The organism is Micromonospora saelicesensis (assembly GCF_900091575.1).
Taxonomy (GTDB): domain Bacteria; phylum Actinomycetota; class Actinomycetes; order Mycobacteriales; family Micromonosporaceae; genus Micromonospora; species Micromonospora saelicesensis.
In genome coordinates, this window is record NZ_FMCR01000008.1 from 222,548 (window position 1) to 248,276 (window position 25,729).

The window sequence follows — 25,729 nt, forward strand, 5'->3', positions numbered from 1 at the left end:
CGGCCGGACATTCCCGCTGGTGAAGCCGCTCACAAATGTGGGCAAAAAGGTTTAAGCCGGCAAGACTTGCCGGCTGCCGAACCGCGCCGCGATCGGTGTGAATGATCATGCTGCCGATCGCTGGAGGTTCGTCGTGGCCAGAGGTGCCACCTTCGCCGCGTTGCGCCACCGCAACTACCGGATCTGGGCCCTCGCCGGCTTCATCTCCGTCATCGGCACCTGGATGCAGGTCCTCGGGGTCAACTGGTACGTCCTGAAGGAGACCGGCTCGGCGACGTCCATGGGCTTCGCCGTGCTGCTCCAGGCGGCGCCCACGCTGCTGCTCAGCGTCTGGGGTGGCGTGCTGGCCGACCGGCTGCCCGCCCGCCCGTTGCTGATCGCCGCCCAGGGCGCCCACGCGGTGCTCGCCGCCGGACTGGCGGCGGTCGCCCTGACCGGGGTCGGCGGCCTGCCGTTGATCTTCGCGATCTCGCTGGCCACCGGTGCCGTCTCGGCGATCGAAGGCCCGGTGATGGGTCGCTGGGCCGCCAGCCTCGTCGACCGGGAGACGTTGGGCAACGCGCTGGCGCTCGGCTCGCTCACCAACTCCGCCGGCCGCATCCTCGGCATGAGCCTCGGTGCCGTGGTGGTGGCCGCCGTCGGACCCGCCCTGCTGTTCGGCATCAACGCGGCCAGCTTCGCCGCGGTGGTGGTGGCGCTGTTCGCCGTACGCCCGGGAGCCGTGCCCGGCCTCCCGGTCCCGGACGCCGGCCGGGCCCGGGACGGTGTCCGCGCCGGGTTCGCCTACCTGCGCGGGCAGCCGGTGCTGCTCCTCGCGCTCGCCCTGTCGTTCGTGCTCGGCAGCCTGGGCCGCAACTACCAGGTGACCATGGCCGCGATGAGCGACGGGCCGCTGGACGCCGGCGCCTCCGGGTACGGCCTGTTGTCGACGGTGTTCGCGGTCGGAACGGTGGTGGGTGCGCTCGTCGCGGCCCGGCGGCGTTCCCTGGGCTACCGGACGCTCGTCGTCGCGGGCCTGTTCGCCAGCGGACTGCAGATCGTCGCCGGCCTCGCACCGGGCACCTGGAGTTTCGCCGCGGTGATCCTGCCGATCGCCGCCGCCGCGGTGGTCATCGACACCACAGTCGGCACCCGCGCCCAGCTCGACACCGACGGCGCGATGCGGGGCCGGGTGCTCGCCGCCCTGGCGGTCACCGGCTCCGTCTCCGCCGCGGTCGGCGCCCCGCTGCTCGGCTGGCTCGCCGAACACGCCGGGCCCCGGCAGACGCTCGTCCTCGCCGGAGCCGCGGCGGCGATCGCCACGACGGCGGCGGGCGTCGCCCTGGACCGCCAGCGCGGCAGCGCGGCAACCCTCGCGCTTGTCGTTCCGCGACCTCGCCATCCGGTACGACGAGCGGCGTTCCGGGCCGCCCGCGTCGTCCGGCCCACCGGTGCGGTCTGCGTCATCGCGCCCGCCGAAGCCGGTGCGGTGCGGTCGGGCGGGTTCCGGCTCCGGGAGTTGGTCACCGCCGGGCCGGTGGCGAACCGCTGAGACAGCGGTCACCCCCCGGCGGCCGCTTCCGGGACAGGGCGACCTGAAGATCATCGTTACGCTGCGATCATGGACATTGAGGAGCGGCTACGGCGAACCCGCCGATGGCTGTGGATCGTGTTGGTCGGGCTCTTCCTGAGTGGTGTCACCGCGTTTCCGCTGGAGATCGAGGTGCGCTGGCTGCTGCGCGTACTGGATCCGCTCGCCGGCCAACTGCCCGCGCTGGTCGCCTGGATCGAGCGGGTGCACACCGGGCTCGTGACGGCCGGCGAGGACTACCCGTTCCTGCTCTACGGCACCGACTGGTTGGCCTTCGCCCACCTGGTGCTGGCGGTGGCCTTCTGGGGGCCGCTGCGCGACCCGGTGCGCAACGTCTGGGTGGTGCAGGTCGGCATGATCGCCTGCGCCGGCATCATCCCGCTGGCGCTCATCTGTGGCCCGATCCGGGACATCCCCTGGTTCTGGACGCTCGTCGACCTGTCCTTCGCGGTCGGGGCGTTCCCGCCGCTCTGGTTCGCGTACCGACACATCCGGGCCATCGAGGCGAGCACGGCGGAGGCGACAGGCGCCCCAGCGGTTCGGTGAGCGCGTCCCGGTAGGCGGCTGCACCTCGCGGCCGGAGACCCCCGCCTGCACTGCGGGCGCCTCCGGCCGACGTCGGGTACTAGTGCGACATCAGGTGGTGCGACTCGCGGATCTTGGCCCAGGACCTGGGCTCGGCCGGCGGGGCGGCCTTACGGGCGGCGCTGGCCACATCGGGCCGGCCGGCGGTGAACAGCCAGGTGGTGAACAGGTCGTCCAGGTCCAGCCCGGAGATCCGCTCGGCCAGGGCCTGGAACTGCTCGATGGTGCCGTTGCCGTAACGGCGCTCGGCGGTCCAGGTCGGCAGGATCTCGAAGAACGCGTCGTCGCCGACGGCCAGCCGCAGCTGGTGCAGGGTCATCGCGCCCCGGTCGTAGACGGCGTTGTCGAAGACCCGAGCGGCGCCCGGGTCGCCGGGCAGCACCTGCCAGAACTCGTCGTCGGCCGGGTAGCTGGCGTAGGTGAAGTCGAAGACCTCCTGGGCGGTGCCCTCACCCTGCTCCTCCGACCAGAGCCACTCCGCGTACGAGGCGAAGCCCTCGTTGAGCCAGATGTTGCGCCAGTCGGCCACCGAGACCGAGTCGCCGAACCACTGGTGGGCCAACTCGTGCGTCACCACGTAGGTGTTGGCGCCTCGTCGCCAGAAGCCCGGCCCGTACACCGGTCGGGTCTGCGTCTCCAGCGCGAAGCTGATGCCGTCGACCGGCCCGGCCACGCCGCCCTGCGCCTCGAACGGGTACGGGCCGAAGATCCCGCTCTCCCAGTCGACGATCTCGGCGGTCCGCTCGATGCTGGCCCGCGCGGCCGGCCCGAGGGTGCCCAGCGAGGTGCTGTACGCGTTGATCACCGGCTGGCCGCTCGGGGTGGTGTCGGTGACGATGTCGTACTGGCCGATGGCCATGAAGGCCAGGTAGGTGGCGGTGGGGGAGGTGGTCCGCCAGATCCACCGGGTGCGGTTGCCGGCCTCGGCCAGCGGTGGCCTCGGCTGCACGCCGTTGCTGATCACCTCGACGCCGGTGGGCACCGACACCGAGATGTCGTAGGTGGCCTTGTCCAGTGGGTGGTCGTTGCTCGGGAACCACCACCACGCCGACTCGGGCTCGTTGACGGCGAGGGCGCCATCGTCGGTACGCGTCCAGCCGGTGTAGCCGTTGACCAGGGTCTCCGACGGGACACCGGAGTAGCGCACGACGATGGTGAGCTGCTGGCCCCGGGTCACCGTGCGGGCCGGGGTGACCACCAACTCGTGCGCCCCCGCGGTGCTGGTGCTCGCCGCCCAGCCGTTGACCCGGACCGACTCGACGTCGAGCAGAAAGTCCAGATTGAACGTCGAGAGGTCCGCAGTGGCGGTGGCGAGGATGGTGGTGGTGCCGGTGAGCAGGTCGGTGGACGGTTCGTACCGCAGCCGGACGTCGTAGTGCTCGACGTCGTAGCCGCCGTTGCCGTAGTCGGGGAAGTAGCTGTCGCCCAGTCCGGGCGCGCCGGGTTGCGGCGCGGCGGAGACGACCGGACGGCCCCAGCCCGTCGGGGCGGCCTGGCCGGGGGTGCCGGCGAGCATGGTGCCGGCGGTGGTGAGGGTCAGGGCGGTGGTGGCCGCCGTGAGGACTCGTCGCACGGGGTGGACTCCCTCCATCGGGTGTTCGCCAGGCCAACCTAATCGACAACTGTGAACGTCGCCGGCCCGGCACGCGGTGCCGTCGAGCCATTCCATTGATCTGCATGTTTCGATAGCATTACCGACTAGTAACAACAGATCACCCCTGGCCACGCGCGCGGTCGCAGGATCCCACCACCCCTGTCCTGTGGAGGTCCCTCATGCCCCACCGCCCGCTCGCCCGCGTCCTGGCCGTGCTGGTCGCACTCCTCACCGCCGCCCTCGGCGTGGTGCTCGTGCCCGGCACCGCCCACGCCGCCGCCGTCAACTACGTCGCGCTCGGCGACTCGTACTCCTCCGGCGTCGGCGCTGGCCCCTACGACTCGTCCGGCTGCCTGCGCAGCCAGAAGTCGTACGCACCGCTCTGGGCGGCCGCCCATGGCGTGACCAGCTTCAACTTCCGGGCCTGTGGCGGCGCGGTCACCGCCGACGTGCTCAACGACCAGGTCAGCGCGCTCAGCGCCAGCACCACACTGGTCACCATCACCATCGGCGGCAACGACGCCGGTTTCGTCAACGTCATCACCAGTTGCCGGTTCGGCAGCACCTCGTCCTGCACCAACGCCGTCAACACCGCGAAGAACTTCGCCACCACGACGCTGCCCGCCCGGCTGGACGCCACCTACGCCGCCATCCGCAACCGGGCGCCCAACGCCCGGCTGATCGTCCTCGGCTACCCGCGACTGTTCGAGACCGGCTCCTGCGGGTGGTTGGCGATGAGCACCTACAAGCGCACCATCCTCAACGAGGCCGCCGACGTGCTCGCCTCGGTCACGGCTGGCCGGGCCAGCGCGGCCGGCGCCACCTTCGCCGACACCCGGCGCACCTTCGCCGGACACGGCGTCTGCGCCGGCGACCCGTGGATCAACGACATCTCCGGGATCATCGAGGCGTACCACCCGGACGCCGACGGCTACCGCTACGGATACCTGCCGGCGCTGAACGCCGTCACCGGCTGACCTGAGCACAGCACCGGATCCACACCGTCGCACCCGTACCGGCCGGCGGTCGAGCGTCCCCTGTGGGCACTCGGCCGCCGGCCGGCTCAACGCCTGTACACGATGCGTCACACTGAGTGGGATCGGAGGTGATGCATGCGACGGTCGGAGGTTCCCGGGTGGGAGTTGACCGGGCAGAGGCAGTCGACCGCGGGTCGGGAACGGCTGCCGGCCGGCGGGTTGGAGTTGTTCGCGCTGCTCGCCCGGCTCTTGCGGCGACCCCGTCGCGGCGACCGCCGGCTGCCGCTGCTGTGGCTGGTCCGCTCCGACACCGCGGATCTGATGGTGCCGCTGCGCCGCTTCCTCGGCCAGGGCCCCCGGCGGCGGGTCCCGCACGCCGTGCTGGACGCCGACGCGCCGCCCGGCGCCGGGGACGTGCCGGCGCTGCTGCGCGAGCTGCACCGGCAGCTCTCCCTGGAGGCCTTCGGCGCCGCCCGACTGCGCTTCCGGCACTATCCGCTCGCCGACTGGCTGATGCAGCAGAGCCTCAGCCTGGGCATCGACGCCGACGACAGCCGCGCCGCCCTGGTCCGCCGGTTGCGCGACCGCAAGGGCCCGCGCACGCCGGAGGCGTTGCCCTCCGGCGGTGACGCGGTCAGCATCGCCTCGCAGGTGCTGCTCTGGCTGGTCCGTCGCGCCGTGCCGGGGGTGGTCTTCCGGGCCGCCGTCTCCGGTCGGGTGCCGGTGCTCGGGCGGCACTACAACTGGTTCATGCGCCAGCAGTATCTGGCGCCCCGGCAGTCGGTCACCTTCCTCGGCTTCGCCGAGCGCCTCACCGCGGGCTGGCGCGACGGGGAGCAACCCGACCAGGTCAACAAGCTGCTGCTGCACGCGTTCCTGGAGGACCTGCGGCAGGCGTACCGGCGTCGGCCATGGCGCCCGTCGGACTGGCGGCGCACCGCGTACCCGGCTCTGCTGATCGACAACGTCGCACCCGGGAACGTCGGCGGGGAGCTGGTCCGCCTGATCGGCGACGTCCGCACCGAGACCGGCCGCAACGACCCGCTGCTGATCGTCGCGTCCGGTGGGCAACCCCCACCGGACCTGCCCGAACCGCACCCGTTGACCGAGGCCGACGAGGCGTACGACGAGTGGGCCGGGGCGCTGCCGGAGATGCGACGGCTGCGCCGCCCGGCCACCTGGCTGGTGGCGCTGCGTCCCGACGAGACGGACACCGGCCCACCGTCACGTGGCGGGCTGCGGCCCTTCTCCGCGCCCGACCCGCCGTGGTGGTCGCGGCGCTTCCTGCCGACGGCGCTCTGCCTGGTGCTGGTGGCGGTGCTCGGCCTGTGGGTGGCCAGCCGGTGGGGGCCGGGCTGTCACCCCTCGCTCACCGGCCAGGTCTCGGTCGAGGTGGTCGGCAGCGGCGAGTGTGTCGGCTACAGCGACAGCACCGCGCAGGTGTTCAACAACGACCCCGGTCAGGACCGGCTGCGCACGGTTCAGGAGCGCATCTTCGCGCAGAACCGCTCCGCCGAGGAGGTCTGGCAGCGCAGCGACCGACGACGGCCCTTCCTCACCCTGGTCTACCTCGGCACCCTCACCGGCAACCGGACCCGCGCGGACGAGGAGTCGTACGTCTCCGAGCGCGAGGAGCTCGAAGGGATGGCCACCGCCCAGTACGCGTTGCTGAAGGAGTCGGCCGGCGCCGACGGCGCCGCGCTGCTGCGCATCGTGGTGGCCAACGGTGGCCGCCAGATGATCTACGCCGACCGGGCCGTGGCGATGCTGGCCGAGCTGGCCCGGGACGACCCCACGGTGCTCGGGGTGGTCGGGCTGGTGGAGAGCCGCACCAGCACCGCCCGCGCGCTGCGCGAGCTGAACCAGGTCGGGCTGCCGGTCCTGGCTCCCACCCTCTCCGCCGACAGGATGGACGCCAACTCCCGCCTCTACCTCCAGATTTCCGCACCGAACAAGGACCAGGTGAAACTGGTCGACGCGTACGCCAAGCAGGTGCTGAAGGTCAACGAGGCGCACGTCTTCTACACCACCCTGGAGGGCAGCTCACTCACCGAGGACCTCTACGTGGGCACCCTCGTCGACGGGCTCCGACAACAGTTCGGCCCCCGGATCACCCGCCTCGACGAGTGGCGCACCGGGCAGCGGCTGACCGACGAGTGCGGCTACCCCGGGATGCTCTTCTACGCCGGTCGTTGGTCGGAGTTCGACGGTTTCCTGCGGGCGCTGCGCGAGTGCGGCGGCAACCCGCCCCGGCACCTCGTCGCCGACGACTCGGCCAACCGGTACATGGCCAACCCGGGGCTGCGCGCCGCCGCGCCCGGCAACCTGCCCGTCACGTACGTCTCCAAGGCGTCCCTGGCCACCTGCGCGGTGCTGCGGGCCGCCCAGGACCGGCGCGACGACGCCCGGGCCAGCTTTCTGTCCTGGATCCAGGCCGACGACCTGCTCGACCCCCGCGCTGCCGGCCGGGCTCCGAGGAGCAGGTCGGCGAGCGGGTCAGCCTCGCCTACGACGCGTCGATGATGCTGGTCCGGGCGGTCGAGAGCCTCGCCGCCCGGCTGCACCACGCCGACCCCCGGCAACGCTGGGAGCCGGATTCGGTCAACCCGGTGGGCGTGCACGCGGAGGTGCTCCGGCAGAACGCCGGGCAGGGCTACCCGGGGGTAGCCGGGCTGATCCGGTTCACGCCCGACTCGGGGGAGCCGGTCGACAAGCGGCTGGCCCTGATGCGGGTGGAGCAGGTGCCCGACGTGGCGAGGGCGCCGGTGGAGGTGTTCCGCTGCGGGGCGGCCGACGCGTCCGGTCCGGCGGCGTGCGGCCCCGCCTGACCGGGCCGGCGTGACACGTCCTGGCAGGACTGTCCGGGTGCCGCCGGTGTCCGTTAGGGTTCCTGGGACCAGACGGCCGTGGCGTTGGGGGCAGAGGGTGGGCAGGCTCGCGTCGGCGTACGGGCAGGCGGTCAGCTCCCACCGGGCGGCTCGCGCGCATCTGGACACTGCCCGAAGCGTTCTGGGGGCGGCACCGACCACCGTCGCGCCGGTCGGCGGCGACGACCTGGTGACCCGCCTCGCCCGCCTCGGCGGTGCCCTGGCAACCCCCGCCCCGGGTGTCACGCCGCTGACCGACGAGCCGGCCGCGGTGCGGATCGGCGAGGCGTCCACCTCGGACGGCGCGTTTCCGGTGCTGGTCCCGCTCGGCGGCGGCCACCACCTCGCCCTGGACACCGACGCCCGGGACCCGCAGGTCGCGGGGCTGCTGCGGGCGCTGGTGCTGCGGCTGGTCGCCACCGCGCCGCCCGGTCAGGTCCGCGTCGCCGGCATCGACACCGCCGCGCTCGGCGCCACCTTCGGCCCGCTGCGACCACTGCTCGACGCCGGGGTGCTCGACCCGCCGGCCACCGGTGAGGCCGAGGTGGCCGCGCTGTTGGACGCCGCCGAGCAGCACGCCCGCGCCGCGCAGCACGGTCAGCCCGCCGCCCGTCGCCTGTTGGTGGTGGTCGCCACCGCCGCGCCGCCGCCGCGCGAGCTGGCCCGGCTCGCCGCGCTCACCCACGCCGGCCCGGCCGCCGCGGTGTGCGTGCTGCTCGCCGGCCACCCGTCCCGGCTGCCCGGCGAGACCGCGCCGCCGCTGGGCGGCACCACCGCGGTACGGCTCAATCAGGGGTACGCGCACGTCGGCGACCCGCCCGGCAACCCGTTCAGCGCCGACGGCAGCGGGCTCGCCGCACCCGTCCTGCTCGACGGCGACCCGCCGCCCGCCTCGGTACGCGCGCTCGCCGAGCACCTCGGCACCGCCACCCGTCGCGCCGACGCGTTGCCCTTCACCGACCTGCTGCCCGAACAGCGCTGGGCCGAGTCCGCCGGCAACGGCCTGCGTACGGTGATCGGCCGGGCCGGCGGCGGTGGCGCCTTCGGCACCGCGCTGACGCTCGCCTTCGACGACGCCACCCCGCACTGGCTGGTCGGCGGGCGCACCGGCGCCGGTAAGACGGTCTTCCTGCTCGACGTCCTCTACGGGTTGGCCGCCCGCTACTCGCCGGCCGAGTTGCAGCTGTACCTGCTCGACTTCAAGGAGGGCGTGAGCTTCACCGAGTTCGTGCCCACCGGCCGGGACCCGTCCTGGCTGCCGCACGCCCGTGCCGTCGGCATCGAGTCCGACCGCGAGTACGGTCTCGCCGTGCTGCGCGAGCTGCGCCGGGAGGCGCAGCGCCGGGCCACCGCACTCAAGCGGCACGGCGTCACCAAGCTCGCCGACCTGCCCCCTGACAACCCGCTGCCGCGCATCGTGACGGTCATCGACGAGTTCCACGTGCTGCTCGCCGGCAACGACGCGCTGGCCCGCGAGTCGGTCGACCTGCTGGAGGAGTTGGCCCGCAAGGGCCGCTCGTACGGCATCCACCTGGTGCTCGCCAGCCAGAGCATGACCGGCATCGAAGCCCTCTACGGGCGGGCCGAGGCGATCTTCGGGCAGTTCGCGTTGCGGGTGGCGCTGCCCGGCGGCGGTGGGGTGCTCGACCAGCTCAACGACGCCGCCGCGGCCCTGCCGGTCGGCTCCGCCGTGGTCAACACCGCCGCCGGCGCGGTCGGCGCCGACACCCTGCTGCGCTTCCCGGACGCGCACGCCGCCGCGGCGGACCTCGCCGCGTTGCGCCACGACCTGTGGCAGGCCCGCCCGCCGGGCTCGCGGGCCCCAGCGGTCTTCAAGGGGTACGAAGCCGCGCGGATCGAGGACGACCCCACCTTCGCCGGGCTGCGCCCCGGTGGTCGACGCCCGATGGCCCTGGTCGGCCGGACCGTCGACGTGCACGGCACGACCGCACTGTTCCTGATGGACACCACCCCCGGCCGGCACCTCGCCGTGGTGGGCACCGCACCGACCGGTGCGGACGTGCTGCGCGCCGCGACGCTCAGCCTGGCCCGCCAGCACACCCCCGGCGACGCCCGCTTCCACCTGGCCTGCCTGGTCACCGTCGCCGACCCGGTCGCCGACGACACCGAAACGCTGCTGCGGGCCGCCGGCCACCCGGTGCAGCGCCTCGACGTGGCCGGGCTGCGCGACCGGATCGCCGCGCTGGCCGCCGAGCCCACCGGCCGCGAGTACCTGGTGGTGTTCGGCATGGACGCCGCCGCGTCCGTCCTCGGGGCCACCGACCCCGACACGTTCCGCTCCGGCCTGGACGACCTGCGTACCGTCCTGCGCCAGGGCCCCGGGCAGGGTGTGCACCTGCTCGGCTGGTGGCGGGGGCTGCGCCGGCTCGCCGACGACCTCGGCGGCACCCAGAACCGCGACGACGTCGCCTGCCTGGTCGCGCTCAATGTGCCCGGGGCCGAGCTGGCCCTGCACCTCGGAGCGCACGACCTGACCTACACGCCCCGCCCCGACCGGGCGCTGCTGATCGACCGGCACGACCAGCGCACCCGGCTGATCGTCCCGTTCGTCGGCGACGGGCACGACCCCGACGGGGAGCGGTGACAGTGTCCTTCGAGGAGTACGCGGCGCTGGCCCGGCAACTCTCCGCCCAGCACCGCGCCGGGGAACAGCACGCCGCCGCCGAGTCCGCGCGCCGCCGCGACCTGCACGCCGCCGTCGACTACCTCCAGCAGCGGCTGAACGCCCAGGGGCAGCGCCTCGACCAGCTCGGCCGAGCTATCGGCGTCGACCAACCACCCGCTGCCCCTGGCCCGGGGACGCCGGGTGAGACCGCCGCATGGCCCGGCCCGCCGTCCGGCGCCGGGGCGCCCACCGCTCCCAGCTCCGGCCCGCCCTTCGCTGCCGGCGCTCCCACCGTGCCCGGAACCCGGGACGGGGAACCCGCCGGCGCAGCCGGCGTGCCGGGGCGGGCGGGGGTCGGGGCGTACCCCCAGCTGCCGGCGGGGGAGGCGCGGCTGGCGCTGCCGACGGCGGTGAGCCCGGCGGGCGGCGGGGTGCCCGCGCAGCGTGCGGCGGCGGCCGACCCGGCGGTGGAGTTGGAGTTGGCCCGGCGGATGGCCGACGAGGCCGACCGGCACGGGCAGCAGGCGGAGTTGCTGGCCCAACGGCCGGCGCTGCTCCCGACGTGGTCGCCGCTGGCCCGGGCGGTAGCCGTCTACGCCGGGTGCGGCGCCGCCGCCGGGGTGCTCGTGCTGATGCTGGTGCTCGCCTCCGGGGTCGGTCTGGTGGACGGGTTCACCCTCGGCGCGTGGATCTGCGCCGGGTTGCCGGCGGTGGCGTTCTTCGGCGGCTACCTGGTGCTGGGCCGCTGGGGGCGGCCGGCCATGGTCGCCGGCACCCCGCCGCGGTACCTGCCGCTCGGGTTCCTGATCTGTTTCCTGGTGGTGCCGATGGCCTACTGCGCCTACCTGCTGATGGTGCGCGGCCTGCGCTGATGACCGCCGACCTGGCATCCGGTCTGCGCTTCGCCGCGCAGCCGGTCGTCAGCGTGTTCGTGCCGGGCGTCCCGGCCCGGGCGCCGGAATTCGCCGGCGGTGGCGTCGTGCCGCTCGAGGTGCAGACGTATCCCCTTGAGCGGGACGATCCGTACGCCCGCGTCACCGAGTACGACCTGGTCTTCGACGAACTGCCACCGCTCCTGCACCGCTACCTCGCCCACTGCCTGCGGGTCGCCTGCGCCGCCGGCGACACAGTGGTCTGGCTCGGCTTCGAAGGCTCGTTCCACTTCGACCACCTCCTCACCGAGGCAGTCGCGCCGCAGGTGTACGGGGTCTGCGCGCCCGGCGGCGAGCCTGTCGTGGCCCCGGATCTGCGAACCCTCGGAACACCGGAGTGGCGACTGGTCGTCACCGCCCACGGAAGCCTGCTCCAGGGCCCTAATCCAGGTGGTAGGTGATGCTGCCGGCGTCGCTGAACCTCTGCTCGGCGCCGCTGTTCGAAGGGCTGAAGACGCGGCAGGCGCAGCCGTCGGCGGGCCGCCCCGCTGACGCCTCGGCGTAGTACCAGACCTGACCCAGCTGGGCCTTGAACGTGCGACTGGTTCGCGGTGGCACCTCGATCGCCCGGTGCGGTTCACACTGAGCGTCGAAGAGCCACAGCACGTACGCCTCACTGGCCGTCGAGGCAGTGCCCCGCAGCGGTTCTCCCCACCGGCGCTCGGGGATGTCCTGTTGGAAGAAGACCAACGCGTCGTGGCCCTTGGTCTTGGCGATGCAGGCCCGGTAGAACGGTGCCCGAGATTCCGGGGTCGGACTGGGCACGGCCGTTGCCGACGACGATGACTGGAGGCTGCTGAGGATGCTCTGCCCGTCACCGGTCGCGACGGAGACGACGAGCAGGAGGGCGAGAAGCCCGATGAGACCGCCGGACAGCCCAATGGCGCGAGCCCGGCGCCCACGATTGGCCGATGTCGCGTCTGTCTTCTGAACCGTCAAGCCACGTCACTCCCTCAGCCAGGTGCCACCGAGTCTAGGAGGCTTCGCGCTCCGGCGTGGTCCCCGAGCCCGGCGTCGCGGGCTTGCCGGTTGGTTGCTCCGCTGTGCTCTGCGCGCCCTCGAAGCGTCACACCTGCCGGCCGTCCACCGTGCCCACTCCGGTGCCGTAGTCTCGCGCCCCGAGCGCAGTCGGTGCGCAATCCGCTCGCCGAGGGTCTGGACCATCACGCCTCGACGCCTCGCGAACGGCAGGTCGAAAGGTTGGTCAGGAAATTGCAGGGACAGACGTCCACCCAGGTTGAGCCGATGCCGCCAAGCGGCGGGCTTGCCGCATCGCCGGGCAACGCCGACGCTGCCGCAGCAACGGCGACGCCTCGCTCCGAACAGGAGTCGGGGCTGTCGGTCGTCGCCGCATCGCAGCAGGCCGGTGCGGGCGCGGTGGTTGCGGGTTTCGGGCTGATCGCCGTCGGCGCGGTCGGCGGCTGGCTGATCTGGCGCAGCGGCGCGTCCGCGGCGAAGATCCAGCCGGAGGACACCACCGGTGTATTCCTCACCCTGCTGGTCTTCGCCGCAGCCGTCGAGCGGATCCTGGAACCGTTCTCGCGGTGGTTGCCGGGTCGCGCCGCCGAGGCCGCGCTGTCCCGAACGGTGACCGACGTGAACAGCCGGGTCGACGGCCCCACCGAGGTTGACCGCGAGGCGGTCGCCGTGGCCACCGCCAAGGTCGCGCGGGCGAAGGCGAACCGCACCATCGTCGCGTGGGGTCTCGCCAGCGGGTTGGCCACCGTGGCGTCCAGCGCCGGAGGGTTCTACGTCCTGCACGCGGTCGCCGGCGCCGACTGGAACGGAGTCGCAGTCTGGGTCGATGCCGTCGTGACCGGTGTGATGGTCGGCAGCGGCACCAAGCCGTTGCACGATCTGATCACCCGGGCGCAGAACGGCACGCCGTCGCCGTAGCGCGCTGCCCCGCCTGTCCTGGCTCGTCGGCGGGCTTGATCCACTCGGTTTCATCGAAGTCGGGGTGTCCGCGCCAGCGGGATACCCCGACTTCAGTGGTCCCGGGTCGATCTGGGATTGGCTTGGCGGCGGTCGGACTCGACTGGTGCGCCTACCTGCTGGAGATCCGCGCCGTGCCACATGTCGTCGGCGGCGTATGCGTCGGCCACGAGGACTTCGTTGAGTTCGCGGTCATTGAGACCTTCGTCTTCGAGCAGACCGAGCAGTTGTACCGTCCGCGTGACGATCGCCGCCGCGGCCTAGCGTTCCCGGGCGGACGCCACGAACCGGATCACCGACGCGCGATCCTGCCCCGAATGGCAGGGCAGACCTGGGCGACACCAATGCCCGCCAAAGCGAAGTTGCGCTGGCGTCACTCCAGATCTTGGACAGTTTCCGTTACGAGCTAACGGAAACTGTCCAAGATCTGGTCGCCGTTCGGACTCGGTGGCCGTCCGCTGGGCAACGCCGTCATCGTTGCTCGGGCGGGGCGACCGATGCTCATCAGGTGACGCGGGAGCAAGCGGCCGGTCGCGCTGGGTGCGCGGATCTCGTACGCTCCCATGTGGTCTCTGCCGGTGCGGTGGCGGGGGCGATGGTCGACCACGGGGAGGTGCGCGTGAGCGCAGCACAGATCATCGCGAGGTTGGCGGCGGCGTCACAGAAGCTGGACGAGGCGAAAGCCAAGACCGCAGCGGCAGCACAGGACGCGGCCGAGGCGAGGGCACTCGTCGCCGGTGCGCTGGAAGGCGTAGCCGCCGGTCCGCTGGTCGGCATGATCGACTCGTACCGTCAGGCGCTCGCGCAGGCGTCTCAGGGTGGCGACCCGGCCAAGCAGCATGTGCAGGAGACGATAGCCAAGGTCCGAGCGCTGGGAAACTGACCACGGGTGGTGGCAGCGCAATCCACCAACCACCCGCGGCAGTCAGTGTCACCTTGCGACCCGCAGTGCCAAGCCAAGCAACAGCCGCCACGCCCAGCGCCAGTGGTTTGTCTCCTGCGTTCCGCGATCTGAGTGCTGCCAAGGCGCCGAGTCCAACGCGCAGAGAGCGGGTGAGCCCCGAGGCGCCGAACTGGCTCGCCGGGGCATGACCGTGACGGCGGAGGGGCAGGCTCGCGCCAGGGCCCAACGCGCCCAGGTCGAGCAGGAGTGGTCGCCTGGTCGACGTGCCGCACTGCGGGACCGTTCCCGCCGCGCGGCAGCGGAGATGCTCGACGGCTCGGGCAGCCGGGCCCCCGCGGCGTGACGAGTCCCGAAGCGCCGTCGGTTCGGCTGATACTGGACCGCTCCGCGTTGCTTGCCTACGTTGCCGGATCCATTGATGTCGCCGAACCCATCCACGAGGTGGCCCACGACGGGCGCTTTCCTGGCTAGAGCCCTCGACCGGTTCAGCGCGTGATGCGGAACGTCTGCTCGAACCGCGGTCCGCCACAGCCCACATCGCCGCACAGGTCGAAGCCTCCGCTGATCAGGGCCACACCGGGCTTGATGACGAGGCCGCCACCCTCCACCCACGCCCGCCCGGTCGCGATCTGCGGCTGGCCGGTGCAGTGGACAGGACCCCAACCGGAGGCGTACGCGACCCTGTCGCCCGACCGCTGTCGGATGATCAGCTCGACGCCACCGGACAGGCCGGATTGGCAGGTCACGGCGATGCTGACGTCCACGGCGACGCCTCGCGCGACCAGGGTCGCGGACGTGACCTCGCCGTCACTTGCCGCGCTGGCCGGCGTGGGCGCCAGCACCACGAACAGTGACAGCCCGAGTAGTGCGATGGTGGTGATGATGCGGCGCACGACGGTTCTCCTTGCCGGAGTGGGTGCTTACCTGGCGTCACCATAGCCCTCTCCGACAGTGACGGAGATCAATCAGTAGGAGATTCTTTCCGAGGCTCGCGTTCGATGACGACGACCGGGATCTCGCGGTCGGTCTCCTTCTCGTAGCGGGCGTACGTCGGGAAGACCTTCGTCATCACCGGCCACAGCCGGACGCGCTCCTCGCCGGTGGCGGTTCGGGCCTGACCCGTGATCCGCTCCGCTCCGACCTGGATCTCCACCGCAGGGTCGGCGCTCAGGTTCAGGTACCAGGCGGGGTGCTTGGCCGCGCCGCCGTTGGACGCCACCAGCAGATAGTTGTCGCCGTCGCGCCCGTACATCAGGGCCGTGCGGCGCAGCGTGCCCGATCGGCGTCCACGGGTGGTGAGCAGCAGCGAGGGTACGCCGTGGAAGGTGCCCCCGTCCGCGCCGTCGGTCCGCACGTAGCGCCGGATGTGGCTGGCGACCCAGCCGACCGGGCTGTCCTCGACCGTCTCGTGCTGCTCGTGTGTGGTCACGCCATCGCCTTCATCGTCAAGTCGAACGGACGCATCGACCATACGTCGGGGTCTGAGCGCCCGAGACAATCAGCCGCGCGAGCGCGGCAGGCAGCACTTCTTGTACTTGGCGCCGGACCCGCACCAGCAGGTGTCGTTGCGGCCGGGCGGCCAGGCTGTCACGCCCGACTCGTCGAGGCTGTCGGCGTACTCGTCGAGGGTTTCCTCGCTGGTGGGGTCGCTGTCGGTGCGTTCGGCGAAGGCCGCCAGGTCGACGACCGTGCCGACGACCACGCCCAGGTCGGCGCCGCCCATCCCGGAAGCGTCGACGAGGGCGCGTTCGATCTGGGCGCGGTGCTCGTCCCAGGTGGCGGGGTAGCTGTCGACCAGAGCGGGCCAGCGCAGCAGCAGCGCGGTGAACTCCGCCTGCGGCCAGAACAGCAGTGTCGCCGGGCCGTCGTCGAGGGCGTCGAGCGCGTGGGTGCTCGCGGCACGCAGCCGGTCGGCGAGGTTGTCGTACTCGTCGTGCTGTAGGCCCTGCTCTTCGCGCAGGTCGTGCCGCCGCTGGGCCAGGCCGTAGATCATGGCCGCGGCCTCGTCCTGGGCGTCCTCGGAGTCGTGCTGCTGGGTGCGGGTCCGTTCCAGGATGGCGTCCAGTGCCCCGGTGAGCCATTCCAGCGCCGTGTCGGCGTGGCCGGACTCGGCCAGCTCGTCGACCAGGTACGTGGCCACGGGGTCGGTCTCCAACAGCGGACGCAGGGCGGTCAGCTCGGCCATGCCCTCGTCCGAGCGGTCGAGGCGCAGCAGCAGACCGCCGCGCACCGCTCGCGCGTACGCGTTGTCGTCCGGCTGCTCGGCGATGGCACGGGTGGCCAGGGCGAGCGCGTCGGCCAGGTCACCGGCCTGTTCCAGAATGTCCGCGGCGACCAGCAGGGCGTACCCGGTGTCGTCGGGGTCCGCGACACGCCCCTCGTCGACGGCACCCACCAGTTCGGCGACGAGCGCGGCCGGGTCGGGGCTCTCGACGCCCAGGGCGCCGATCTCTTCGATGCGGTCGGCGGTCAGCAACTCGGACATGGGCGCATCCTGAAAGACGACGGTCGGTGGGTGGGGGAGCGGCCAGCGTACTCCTGGACATGCAGCAGCCCGGGCGGCGAACCGCCCGGGCTGCGACACGTTCCCTCAGCGGGTCGCCGGCATGGTGGCGAACTCGCCGGCTAGCTCCGACTCGACGATCGTCGCGGCGGACGGCCGGCGACCGGCCGACGTCCGCCGGGCGGACGGGACGGCGAGGGCCGCGAGCGCGGCGGCCAGGGCGATCGCCGTGAGGACGAGAAACCCCATCGTGAAGCCGGCCTCCCGGGGCAGGCCGTTGGCCTGCGGGTGCGCGGTGATCACGCCGCTGACCACGGCCGCGCCGATCGCGCCGCCGATGGTGCGGATGTTGGCGTTCATGCCGGTCGCCACGCCGGTCTGGCTGGCCGGCACGCTGGCGACGATCAGGTTGGCCATCGATGCGAAGGCCAGGCCGATGCCGAGGCCGACCAGGCCACCGGCGATGGCGACCTCCCAGCGGGTGTCGTGCGCGGTGGCGAGCATCGCGGAGGCGGCCACGTTGAAGGTGGCACCGGTGGCGAGCTGCGCCTTGGCGCTGAAGACGGCCTGGAGTCGCCCGGCGATGACGCCGGCGACGAACATCGCGCTGACCATCGGGAGCATGAGCAGACCGGCCTGGCTGATGCTCGCCCCGAAGCCGTAACCGGCGGCGGTCGGGGTCTGCAGGAACTGCGGGAGGAACGCGTACACGGAGAACATCGACGCGCCGTAGAGCAGGGCGACCAGGTTGGTGGTCCAGACGCCGGGCAGGCGCATCATCCGCATGTCGATCAGCGGGTTGCTGGACCGCAGCTCGGTGACCAGCCAGCCGACCAGCAGCACCACGGCCAGAGCCAGCAGACCGAGCACCCAGGCGGAGGTCCAGCCCCAGGTGGCGCCCTGGCTGATCGGCAGCAGCAACGCGACCAGCCAGCCGGAGAGCAGCACTGTGGCGCGCCAGTCGATGCGACCGGGCGTACGGACCGGCGACTCGGGCACGAACAGGTGCGCGGCCACGGCGGTCAGCCCGACCACGATCATCGGGATCCAGAACAGCCAGCGGTAGTCCAGCGTGCTGACGATCGGGCCGGCCAGGACGATGCCCAGGCCACCGCCGACGGCGACGATGGCCGAGATGGCGGCCACCGCGGTGGACACCCGTGCGGCCGGGAACTCGTCGCGGATGATGCCGAACGAGAGCGGGAAGACCGCTCCGCCGATGCCCTGGACGACCCGGGCGAGGATGAGGACGCCGATGTTCGGCGCGATGGCGGCCAGCAGGCAGCCGAGGGCGAGGGCGGCGAGCGAGACGACAAGCATCCGCTCCTTGCCGACCATGTCGCCGACGCGTCCGAGGATCGGGGTGAAGATCGACGCGCTGAGCAGGTAGGCGGTCAGGACCCAGGTCACTGTGTTCTGGGAGGTGTGCAGGTCCTGCTGGATGGTCGGCAGCACCGGGGTGATCAGCGACTGGAGCATCGCGAAGAACCCGGCGCCGGCCGCGAGCACGGTGAAGGTGAGCCGACGCGAGCCGCGTCGGGAGGTCACTGCCACGAGAGAAAACTCCCTGATTACGTACGGGAATGAAGGCTTGTCGTCCGTCGTCTTCGACGGGTGGTTTGTCGGGCCCGGGCGATCGGGGTGGCCAGGCGGCGATCGGGCGGGTCCCGAGGTAAGCTAACCGGAGGCAGGCCTCCGGGATTCCGGAGGGGTGCCTCCACTAAGTTAGCGGAGGGGTGCCTCCGGATGCAACCAGGGTGAGGTGACGCACGTCATGACCAGCGCGGGGCAGGCGCCCGAGGTCTTCGCCCAGCGGCCCAAGCGGGCCGACGCGCGGCGTAACTACGACGCCCTGATCGCGGCGGCACGCGAGGCGTTCGCCGAGAACGGGGCCGCCGCCTCGCTGGAGGACGTGGCCCGTCGGGCCGGCGTGGGCATCGGCACGCTCTACCGCAACTTCCCGACCCGTCGGCATCTGTTCGAGGCCGTCTACGTCGAGGAGGTCCGGGAGCTGTGCCACTCCGCCGAGGGTCTGGCCGAGCTGCCACCGTGGGACGCGCTCGTCGCCTGGCTGCACCGCTTCGTCGCGTACGTCGCCACCAAGCGAGCGCTGGCCGAGCAGTTGCTGCGTGACTCCGAGATCTTCACCAGTTGCCGGACGGAGATCTTCTCGGCCGGTGAGCCGCTGATGCGCCGCGCGCAGTCCGCCGGCGTCGTCCGTGACGACATCGGCTTCGACGACGTGGTGCGACTGATCAGTGGCCTCACCATGGCCCAGTTCCCGTCCCCCGAGCAGCGCGACCGGGTGCTCGGCGTGGCCCTGGACGGCCTGCGCCCACCAGCCACGCCGCGCTGACGACCCCGCCGGCCACGCCACGCTGACGACCGTCCCGACCGCGTCGCGCTGACTCCCGTCCGCCCGGTCAGCGGTCGACCAGCAGCAGCCACTCGTCGTCGAGGCGTTCCACGGTCGTGTCCGCCGGCCAGCGGTGGCCGGGATCGGCCACCGCCCGGGCCTGCTCGACCTGCGGCGGCCGGCTGAACTGCGTGTCGCGGAAGCTGACCATGCTGTGGAACCGGGCCCGGCCGAAGTTCGCGGCGTCGACGAAGCGGGCCCGGTCGAACAGCGCCTCCGCGCCGAATACCGTCCAGCGGAACAGCGCCATGTTCGTGAAACGGACCGAGTGGAAGTTGGCCGACCGGCCGAACTCGGTGTGCTCCATCGACAGGGCGCCGTCGAAGACGGCCTCCCGGAACGTGGCGGTGTCCTCGAAGCGGGTGGCGTCGAAGCTGGTCGGCTGACCGAAGGTCACCCGGCGAAACGAGGTCGGGCCGGCGAAGCTGGCTCGCCGACAGGACAGGCCGTCGGAGAACGCTGCGTCGTCGAAGCTGGCCCCACCGCCGACGCGAACGTCGTCGAGGATGACCTCGCCGTCGGCCGCGAGCCCCTCGAAGACCGCCTCGTCGAATGTCGCCGCCCCGAGCAGGAGCCGCCCCCGCGCCGTCGCGCCCGCGAAGGTGGTCGTACCGGTGAACACCGCTTCGGTGAAGTTCGCGTCGACGAGCGTGCAGCCGGCGGCGTCGAAGTCGACGAGCGTGGCGCCGGCCAGGTCGAGCCTCAGTTCCGGCCAGTGCGCCGCGTCGTCCGCGCGCAGGTGCCGGGTGAGCACGCGCTGCGCGCTGCGCCGGACCTCCGTCTCGCGCGGCTCGCCGTCGGGCGCCGGCATCCGCAGGTACGCGCAGAGCACCGCCGCGATCGTCGGGCGCTGCCCGGGGTTGTCCTGACCGAGGCGCTCGAGCGCGTGCAGGCCGCCGAGGCGTACCGCCGCGCTGTCGTTGCCGAGCAGCTCGACCGCCCGGGTGTAGAGCTCAGTCAGTCGGCGCTCCGCCGCGTCGTGCTCGGCGGCCCCGGACTGCCGGTCCTGGTGGCGCTGTGCGGCGTCGGCCACCGCCTCGGCGTGCGCCTGCACCCGGTCCCGGTGCATCTGGTCCCGTGCGGCGACGGTCTCCTGGTGCCGCTGGGCGCGTTCGGCGATCCACTGGCGGCGGGCGGCCAGCAGCAGCGCGAGCCCTCCGCCGGTGCCCGCGACGACGGTCAGGCCGGTGCGGATCGCGTCGATGCGCAGCGTGGCGCGAGTGTCCGGTTGGCTGGCCCGGTCGGCCTCGGTGAGCAGCAGGTCCAGCACCAGCCAACCCAGGGCGATGGCGACCAGCAGGCCGACCAGGACCAGCCACCACGGCATGACCCGCAGCTCGCGCTCGGTGGGTTCGTCGACAGCCACGGCCACAGCATGCCAGGCAGATTTGGTGTCCGATATGGAGCGTGACGGTATGACCGTTTACGCCTCCGTCGGAACAACGGGTTACCGGCGCGTAACAAGTCATTGACGTTTCTGAATTGTTACGGGGATGATCGTCGCACGGTCGACCGGACACCCCCACCCACCTGCCCGGTTCGCCGGGCGCCTCCCCCCGGAGGTGCAGCCATGCTGCTCCGAAAGACCGCCCTCGTCCTGGCCCTCGCCACCGCCGCGCTGCTCGCGTCGACCGCTACGGCGACCGCCGCCCCCGCCGATCCCACCCCGGCCACCGCCGCCCCCACGACACCCTTCGCCGCCGCGGCGGCCAACCCCGTCATCGTGGTCGGCGGGCTCAGCGGCGTCGCCGTCGCGTACGAGCCGATCGCCGCCCGCCTGCGCGCCGACGGCTACCGCACCTTCATCTACCAGCTACCCGGGCTGGGCCTCGGCGACATCCCCACCTCGGCCCGCGCGTTCGCCGGCTACGTCAACCAGGTCCGCGCCAGCACCGGCGCGGCGAGCGTGGACGTCGTCGCCCACTCCGAAGGGGGCCTGGTCAGCCGGTACTACCTCAAGCGGCTCGGCGGCACCGCCACCGTCGGTCGCTACGTCAGCCTGGGCACACCGCAGTACGGCACGTACGTCGCCAACATCGTGGCGTTCCTGGGCCTGGGCAGCTGCGCCGGCATCGTGGCCTGCCAGCAGATGAGCATCGGCTCGGCGTTCCTCGCCGACCTCAACGCCGGCGACGACACCCCGGGCGCGGTCCGCTACACCACCATCCGCACCTTGCAGGACGAGTTGGTCCGGCCGACCGGGAACGCCGCCGTCAACGACGGTGCGACGAACGTGCTGATCCAGTCGTACTGCCCGCTGCGGGTGGTGGGGCACCTCGGTCTGGTGCTCGACGGCACGGCGTACACCATCGTGCGCGGCGCCCTGGTCGACGGCCCGGTGCGACCCAACTGCCTCGCGCTCTGATCCGGTCCGGTGCGGTGGTCCCGGAGGGGACCGCCGCACCGGATCCGCGACGGTGAGTGTCGGGTGCGCGACGTTCGTGGGAAACGGGGTTTCAGGCATCAGAGGTCCTCGATAGCCTGCTCCGGCTGTCCATTCCCGACAGTGGACACCATCCTCCGAGAGGGAGCAGCGCTCATGACCGAGCCGCCCACCGTGCCGCCGGAGAACACCCCGCCGACCGTGCCGCAGCTCGACGTCCGGGCCGCCCAACCGCCGTCGGCCGACACCCCGCCGCCCACCGGCGGGTTCGCCGCCAGACCACCGGGCTACCCCAGCGCGCTGGTCTGGCTGCGGGCCGGAATCCTGCGGGACTGGCGCGGCGTGCTCGGCGCGTTCCTCGCCACCTGGTTCTACCTGCCGATCGCGCTGCTCGTCGCGTTCTGGGGCGGTCTCGCGTTCGCCATCGCCGGGCTCTTCGCCATCGGGTCCGGCGCCAACGACCAGGTGCCCCAGGTGCTGCGCGACGCCCCGCTGATCGGCACTCTGATCGAGGCGTTCCTGACCCGCTCCGGCGGGGTGCTCGGCGGCGTGGCCGGCTTCGCGATCGGCTTCCTGGTCGGCTTCCTCGTCGTGCTGGCGCTGCCCTGGCTGGGCGTCGCCGACGAGCCCTTCGCGCTGCTCACCGGCCTGATCGGCACTGTCGTCGCGGCGGCGCTGATCGGGGTCCTCTACACGCTCTACCGGGTACTGCTCGAACCGCGGCTGCTGGTCGTCTCGGGTGCGCGCCAGCCCAGCCGCCGCGAGGACGCGCGGCTGCGCCCCATCCTCGATGACTGCGCCCGACGGCTCGGTCTGCCCAGCGTGCCCCGGCTGCTCATGGAGGACGACCCGGTCCTGAGCAACGCCCGCACGTACGCCCGACACGTGGTGGTCACCACCGCCGTGCTGACCGAACCGGATGACGAGGTGGCCGCGCTGCTCAGCCACGAGCTGGTGCACTGGCGGACCGGGGACGAGATCACCAGCGCCTTCGTCCGCGGCGTCGGCCTGCCGCTGACCCTCGCGCACGCCCTGCCGACCTGGCTGATGCGGACGTTCCCGCACCCGGGCACCAACTTCGTGGTCTTCGTGTTCTTCTGGCCGGTGCTGCTCACCATGCGGTACGTGGTGCTGCCGCTGCACGCCCGCGACGTGCGGGCCGCCGAGTACCGGGCCGACCTCGGCGCCGTGCTCACCGGGCACGTCGACGGACTGCGGCGCATCCTGGAACGGCGGCTGTCCTTCGAGACCGGCCGCAGCGGCTGGGACGAGGCGGTCTGCGCCACCCACCCGCCGCACGAGCTGCGGCTCGACGCGTTGGAGCGGGCGTCGCTGGCCGGCGCGCCCGCCGGGGCGACCCAGCCCGTCACCGTCGATGGGCTGTTCAACCCCTCCGGCCCGGTCGGCACCCGCCGCACCTGGCTGCTGGTCGGCGCCCTCACCCTGGTCGCCTGTCTCGGCACCAGCGGGCTCGGCGTGGTGCAGTGGGCGTTCTTCCGCCCCCAGGCGGCGATCGACGGCTACTTCTCCGCGCTCGCCGACCGGGACAGCGACGCCGCGCTCGGTTACCTGACCGACCAGGGCAGCGGCGCCGACACCAAGCTGCTCGCGCAACTGCTGCGCGGCAAGGGCTACCAACCGCCGACCGACGTCGAGATCAGCTCGTTGAAGCGCGACGGCGACACCGCCACCGCCACTGTGGCGTACCGGCTGGGTGACGCGCGGGAGACCGCCACCCTCACCCTGCGCCGCGAGGACGAGACCACCGCCGGGCTGTTCCACGGCTGGCGGTTGAGCGGCGGGCCGACCCAGCTCAACGCCGCGATCGCCGACCCCGGAGTACGGCTCAACGGGGTGGAACTGCCGGTCGCCACCGAGGGCCCGCCAGTGGTGCTGTTGCCCGGCGGCTACACCGCGACCGGCCCGTCCAGTGCGCTCAGCGAGACGCCGAGCACGACGGTGCTGGTGGACCCGGGGGAGACCGCCGCCGTCCTGCAACTGGCTCCGGTGCTCAAGCCGGCGGCGATCGAGGCCGTCGAGGCCCGGGTACGCACCTGGTTGGACGAGTGCGCCAAGCAGACCGTCGCCGCCCCGCCGGGCTGCCCGTTCCGCTACTACGGCGGCTCCGTCCAGAAGATCACCTGGAAGATCCTGGAGTACCCGAAGCTCGCCGTCGAACTCACCGGCCCGGCCAGCGCCCAGGTCTCCACCCCGACCGAGACCCAGGGCAGGGTGGAGGCCAGTGGCACGACCACCTACTTCGGCGGCAGCTCACCGTTCAAGGACGACAATGCGTTCACCGTCGCGGGCGTCGCCACCGCCGACGGGGACAACGTGACCTTCCGACCCGCCGCCGACTGACCGGGAGACAGACCGTGACCGACAGCGACACCGCAGCCCGGCTGCCCGTCCGGCTGACCATCAACCCCCGGCAGCGGCAGCCTCCGTCGGTCGACCTGCTGACCTGGATCCACCGCCGCCCCGAGTACCGGCCGGGAGTCCGCCCGGCCGGTAGCGGCGGGGGCCGTCCGGGTTTCAGCGACGCGGTGATCATCGCGGTGCTCGCCCAGGGGCTACTTCCGGGGCTGTTCAACCTGTTGCAGTCCTGGGTCGACCAGCAGCGCACCGAGGCCAGCATCCGGATCCAGACCGGGGACACCGAAGTGGAGTTGCAGGTGAGCGGGCGGACCGACTCCGCCCGCCTGCTGGCCCAGGCGACCGAGGCGCTACGCGCCGCCCGGGAGCCCGGTCCGGACGCCGTCGACTGACCGACGCCACCCGAGAGCCCGGTCCGGGCGCCGCCGCCGGCTGACCGACGCCGCCCGGCAGCCGGTTTCGGACGCCGCCGGCTGAGCCGACGGCGTCCGGATCGGCGGGTCAGCTCGCCTTGGCGAGCGCCTCGAACTCGTCGTCGGTGAGCCGCACGTCGGCCGCGCCCACGTTCTCCTCCAGGTGCGCCACCGAGGACGTGCCGGGGATCGGCAGCATCACCGGCGAGCGACGCAGCAGCCAGGCCAACGCGAGCTGCGCGGGCGACGCGCCGTGCGCGGTGGAGATGGCGTCCAGCGGGCCGCCCGGGCGGGCCAGCTCACCGGTCGCGATCGGGAACCACGGGATGAACGCGAGGTCGTTGCGCTCGCAGAACTCCAGCACGTCCTCGGCGCTGCGGTTGGCGAGGTTGTACAGGTTCTGCACCGACGCGATCGTGGTGATCGCCCGGGACTCCTCGATCTGCGCGACGCTCACCTCGGACAGCCCGATGTGCTGGATCTTGCCTTCCTCCCGCAGCAGGGCCAGCTCACCGAGCTGATCGGCGAGCGGCACCTTCGGGTCGATCCGGTGCAACTGGTACAGCGGGATGCTGTCCAGGCCGAGGTGACGCAGGCTCAGCTCGCACTGCTGGCGCAGGTACTCCGGGCGGCCCAGCGCACGCCAGTCGCCGGGACCGGAGCGGCTCAGCCCGGCCTTGGTCGCGATCACCAGGTCATCGGCGTACGGGTGCAGCGCCTCCCGGATCAGCAACTCCGAGACGAACGGCCCGTACGAGTCGGCGGTGTCGATGAACGTCACGCCCAGCTCGACCGCACGGCGCAGCACGCGAACCGCTTCGGCCGGGTCCTTCGGGTCACCCCAGACACCCGGGCCGGTGATCTGCATGGCCCCGTAGCCGAGCCGGTTGACTGTGACGTCGCCACCGATCCGGTACGTGCCGGACGCCTTCGCGGGCTGCTCACTGATATTTGTCGCCATTGCCCGATCCCCAATCGTCTCGTCGTGGCGGGCGTGGACAGCGCGGGCGTGAAGAGCCCACCCACCACCGAAGGATCATCCCCCGGAACCCCGCCGCCATGCCGCCGGTCGGCCGAGTGTGGGCGCGGACACGCCGTCAGCGCGCCGAACCGAGTTGCCGGGAAGCACCCGGTACGACCGGGGTGTCCGTGCGACGCTGGCCGGAGCCGGTGCGTTCCGGCGCGACGGCGGAGGGAGCACCCATGGGAGTGCCGCAGGTCAACTTCGCGCTCGACACGTACGAGTGCATCGTGATCTATCCCGGCGCGGCCGGGCGGGCCCTGCCCGCGGAGACCGTGCAGCGGTTGCAGGCCGAGCACGCCGAACACATGCAGGCGTTGCAGCGACGCGGCATCGTCCTGGTCGCCGGCTCAGTGGACGGGCCGGCGCGCGAGCCGGATCCGCCGATCGGCTTCGGGCTGGCCCGTACCGGCAGCGTCGACGATGTCCGCAGCGTGCTGGAGGCCGACCCGGCGGTGCAGGCCGGGCTCTACCGGGTGGAGGTGCTGACCTTCCTCTGCCCGGCCGGTTCCCTGGAGTTCCCGCTGGTCAAGGCGGGCAGCTGAGCCACCGGTCCATCGGTGGCTGTCGTGATGATGACGGCGCTCGCACGCCTGCCGGTGCTACGGTCGCGCCCTGCGCGGGCCG

24 protein-coding genes are annotated in these 25,729 nt (G+C 72.5%); 16 read left to right on the plus strand and 8 right to left on the minus strand.

Features of this window, described 5'->3' with window-relative positions:
• Positions 1-133: 133 nt before the first annotated feature.
• Complete coding sequence (locus GA0070561_RS29435; RefSeq protein ID WP_091407820.1) at positions 134-1,531, plus strand: MFS transporter; 1,398 nt, start codon at positions 134-136, stop codon at positions 1,529-1,531.
• 69 nt (positions 1,532-1,600) lie between these two features.
• Positions 1,601-2,116 (plus strand): hypothetical protein, encoded by a 516-nt coding sequence (locus GA0070561_RS29440; RefSeq protein WP_091407823.1) that lies wholly within the window; start codon positions 1,601-1,603, stop codon positions 2,114-2,116.
• A gap of 79 nt (positions 2,117-2,195) precedes the next feature.
• On the opposite strand, the gene GA0070561_RS29445 is transcribed toward GA0070561_RS29440, so the two are convergent.
• The gene (locus tag GA0070561_RS29445; protein WP_091407825.1) at positions 2,196-3,728 is read right to left on the minus strand and encodes a M1 family metallopeptidase; all 1,533 of its coding nucleotides are present in this window, start codon (positions 3,726-3,728) and stop codon (positions 2,196-2,198) included.
• Between the two features lie 200 nt (positions 3,729-3,928).
• On the opposite strand from GA0070561_RS29445, the gene GA0070561_RS29450 reads away from it, so the two are divergent.
• The 6 genes from GA0070561_RS29450 to GA0070561_RS29470 all read left to right on the plus strand — a co-directional run bounded on the left by GA0070561_RS29450 (position 3,929) and on the right by GA0070561_RS29470 (position 11,552).
• Entirely contained in the window at positions 3,929-4,726 is a 798-nt protein-coding gene (locus GA0070561_RS29450) for an SGNH/GDSL hydrolase family protein (RefSeq protein WP_091407828.1), read from the plus strand.
• Between the two features lie 135 nt (positions 4,727-4,861).
• Positions 4,862-7,249 carry a type 1 periplasmic-binding domain-containing protein gene (locus GA0070561_RS29455; protein ID WP_244166483.1) on the plus strand — a complete coding sequence of 796 codons (2,388 nt, stop codon included), beginning with the start codon at positions 4,862-4,864 and terminating at the stop codon, positions 7,247-7,249.
• Complete coding sequence (locus tag GA0070561_RS34405; protein WP_244166484.1) at positions 7,246-7,554, plus strand: hypothetical protein; 309 nt, start codon at positions 7,246-7,248, stop codon at positions 7,552-7,554. The genes GA0070561_RS29455 and GA0070561_RS34405 overlap by 4 nt, the downstream gene beginning before the upstream one ends.
• A 97-nt stretch (positions 7,555-7,651) precedes the next feature.
• Complete coding sequence (locus GA0070561_RS29460; RefSeq protein WP_091407830.1) at positions 7,652-10,198, plus strand: FtsK/SpoIIIE domain-containing protein; 2,547 nt, start codon at positions 7,652-7,654, stop codon at positions 10,196-10,198.
• A complete protein-coding gene (locus GA0070561_RS34410; protein ID WP_244166485.1) occupies positions 10,195-11,091 on the plus strand; it encodes a hypothetical protein in 897 nt (298 codons plus the stop codon). The genes GA0070561_RS29460 and GA0070561_RS34410 overlap by 4 nt, the downstream gene beginning before the upstream one ends.
• Positions 11,091-11,552: a hypothetical protein gene (locus tag GA0070561_RS29470; protein ID WP_091407835.1), complete on the plus strand. Its 462-nt coding sequence runs from the start codon at positions 11,091-11,093 to the stop codon at positions 11,550-11,552. The genes GA0070561_RS34410 and GA0070561_RS29470 overlap by 1 nt, the downstream gene beginning before the upstream one ends.
• Here GA0070561_RS29470 and GA0070561_RS29475 read toward each other — a convergent pair.
• The gene (locus GA0070561_RS29475) at positions 11,533-12,090 is read right to left on the minus strand and encodes a hypothetical protein (protein WP_091407838.1); all 558 of its coding nucleotides are present in this window, start codon (positions 12,088-12,090) and stop codon (positions 11,533-11,535) included. The genes GA0070561_RS29470 and GA0070561_RS29475 overlap by 20 nt on opposite strands.
• A gap of 306 nt (positions 12,091-12,396) precedes the next feature.
• On the opposite strand from GA0070561_RS29475, the gene GA0070561_RS29480 reads away from it, so the two are divergent.
• From GA0070561_RS29480 to GA0070561_RS33835, 3 genes are all read left to right on the plus strand, one after another.
• A complete protein-coding gene (locus tag GA0070561_RS29480; protein WP_141710487.1) occupies positions 12,397-13,047 on the plus strand; it encodes a hypothetical protein in 651 nt (216 codons plus the stop codon).
• Between the two features lie 658 nt (positions 13,048-13,705).
• Positions 13,706-13,969: a DUF6244 family protein gene (locus tag GA0070561_RS29490; protein ID WP_030489032.1), complete on the plus strand. Its 264-nt coding sequence runs from the start codon at positions 13,706-13,708 to the stop codon at positions 13,967-13,969.
• Between the two features lie 205 nt (positions 13,970-14,174).
• On the plus strand, positions 14,175-14,333 hold the full coding sequence (locus GA0070561_RS33835; protein ID WP_167362525.1) for a hypothetical protein: 159 nt from the start codon (positions 14,175-14,177) through the stop codon (positions 14,331-14,333).
• A 142-nt stretch (positions 14,334-14,475) separates the two neighbouring features.
• On the opposite strand, the gene GA0070561_RS29495 is transcribed toward GA0070561_RS33835, so the two are convergent.
• From GA0070561_RS29495 to GA0070561_RS29510, 4 genes are all read right to left on the minus strand, one after another.
• Complete coding sequence (locus GA0070561_RS29495) at positions 14,476-14,883, minus strand: hypothetical protein (RefSeq protein WP_091407846.1); 408 nt, start codon at positions 14,881-14,883, stop codon at positions 14,476-14,478.
• A 68-nt stretch (positions 14,884-14,951) separates the two neighbouring features.
• Positions 14,952-15,419, minus strand: a complete 468-nt coding sequence (locus GA0070561_RS29500; RefSeq protein WP_244166486.1) for a nitroreductase family deazaflavin-dependent oxidoreductase — start codon at positions 15,417-15,419, stop codon at positions 14,952-14,954.
• Positions 15,420-15,488: 69 nt separating this feature from the next.
• Positions 15,489-16,475 (minus strand): SEC-C metal-binding domain-containing protein, encoded by a 987-nt coding sequence (locus tag GA0070561_RS29505; protein ID WP_091407851.1) that lies wholly within the window; start codon positions 16,473-16,475, stop codon positions 15,489-15,491.
• A 105-nt stretch (positions 16,476-16,580) separates the two neighbouring features.
• Positions 16,581-18,047 carry an MFS transporter gene (locus GA0070561_RS29510; protein ID WP_091407855.1) on the minus strand — a complete coding sequence of 489 codons (1,467 nt, stop codon included), beginning with the start codon at positions 18,045-18,047 and terminating at the stop codon, positions 16,581-16,583.
• Positions 18,048-18,267: 220 nt separating this feature from the next.
• On the opposite strand from GA0070561_RS29510, the gene GA0070561_RS29515 reads away from it, so the two are divergent.
• Positions 18,268-18,849, plus strand: coding sequence for a TetR/AcrR family transcriptional regulator (locus tag GA0070561_RS29515; protein WP_181541376.1), 582 nt, complete (start codon positions 18,268-18,270; stop codon positions 18,847-18,849).
• A gap of 67 nt (positions 18,850-18,916) precedes the next feature.
• Here GA0070561_RS29515 and GA0070561_RS29520 read toward each other — a convergent pair whose 3' ends face one another.
• Positions 18,917-20,275 (minus strand): pentapeptide repeat-containing protein, encoded by a 1,359-nt coding sequence (locus tag GA0070561_RS29520; RefSeq protein WP_141710488.1) that lies wholly within the window; start codon positions 20,273-20,275, stop codon positions 18,917-18,919.
• A gap of 204 nt (positions 20,276-20,479) precedes the next feature.
• Here GA0070561_RS29520 and GA0070561_RS29525 point away from each other — a divergent pair, with 204 nt between their 5' ends.
• From GA0070561_RS29525 to GA0070561_RS29535, 3 genes are all read left to right on the plus strand, one after another.
• Positions 20,480-21,274, plus strand: a complete 795-nt coding sequence (locus GA0070561_RS29525) for an esterase/lipase family protein (protein WP_091407862.1) — start codon at positions 20,480-20,482, stop codon at positions 21,272-21,274.
• 174 nt (positions 21,275-21,448) lie between these two features.
• The gene (locus GA0070561_RS29530; RefSeq protein WP_091407865.1) at positions 21,449-23,653 is read left to right on the plus strand and encodes a M48 family metalloprotease; all 2,205 of its coding nucleotides are present in this window, start codon (positions 21,449-21,451) and stop codon (positions 23,651-23,653) included.
• 14 nt (positions 23,654-23,667) lie between these two features.
• The gene (locus GA0070561_RS29535; RefSeq protein WP_091407867.1) at positions 23,668-24,060 is read left to right on the plus strand and encodes an effector-associated constant component EACC1; all 393 of its coding nucleotides are present in this window, start codon (positions 23,668-23,670) and stop codon (positions 24,058-24,060) included.
• 109 nt (positions 24,061-24,169) lie between these two features.
• Here the strand turns inward: GA0070561_RS29535 and GA0070561_RS29540 are convergent, their stop codons facing one another.
• Positions 24,170-25,042, minus strand: a complete 873-nt coding sequence (locus tag GA0070561_RS29540; RefSeq protein WP_091407870.1) for an aldo/keto reductase — start codon at positions 25,040-25,042, stop codon at positions 24,170-24,172.
• A gap of 242 nt (positions 25,043-25,284) precedes the next feature.
• On the opposite strand from GA0070561_RS29540, the gene GA0070561_RS29545 reads away from it, so the two are divergent.
• Positions 25,285-25,647 (plus strand): YciI family protein, encoded by a 363-nt coding sequence (locus tag GA0070561_RS29545; protein WP_091407872.1) that lies wholly within the window; start codon positions 25,285-25,287, stop codon positions 25,645-25,647.
• Positions 25,648-25,729 lie beyond the last annotated feature (82 nt).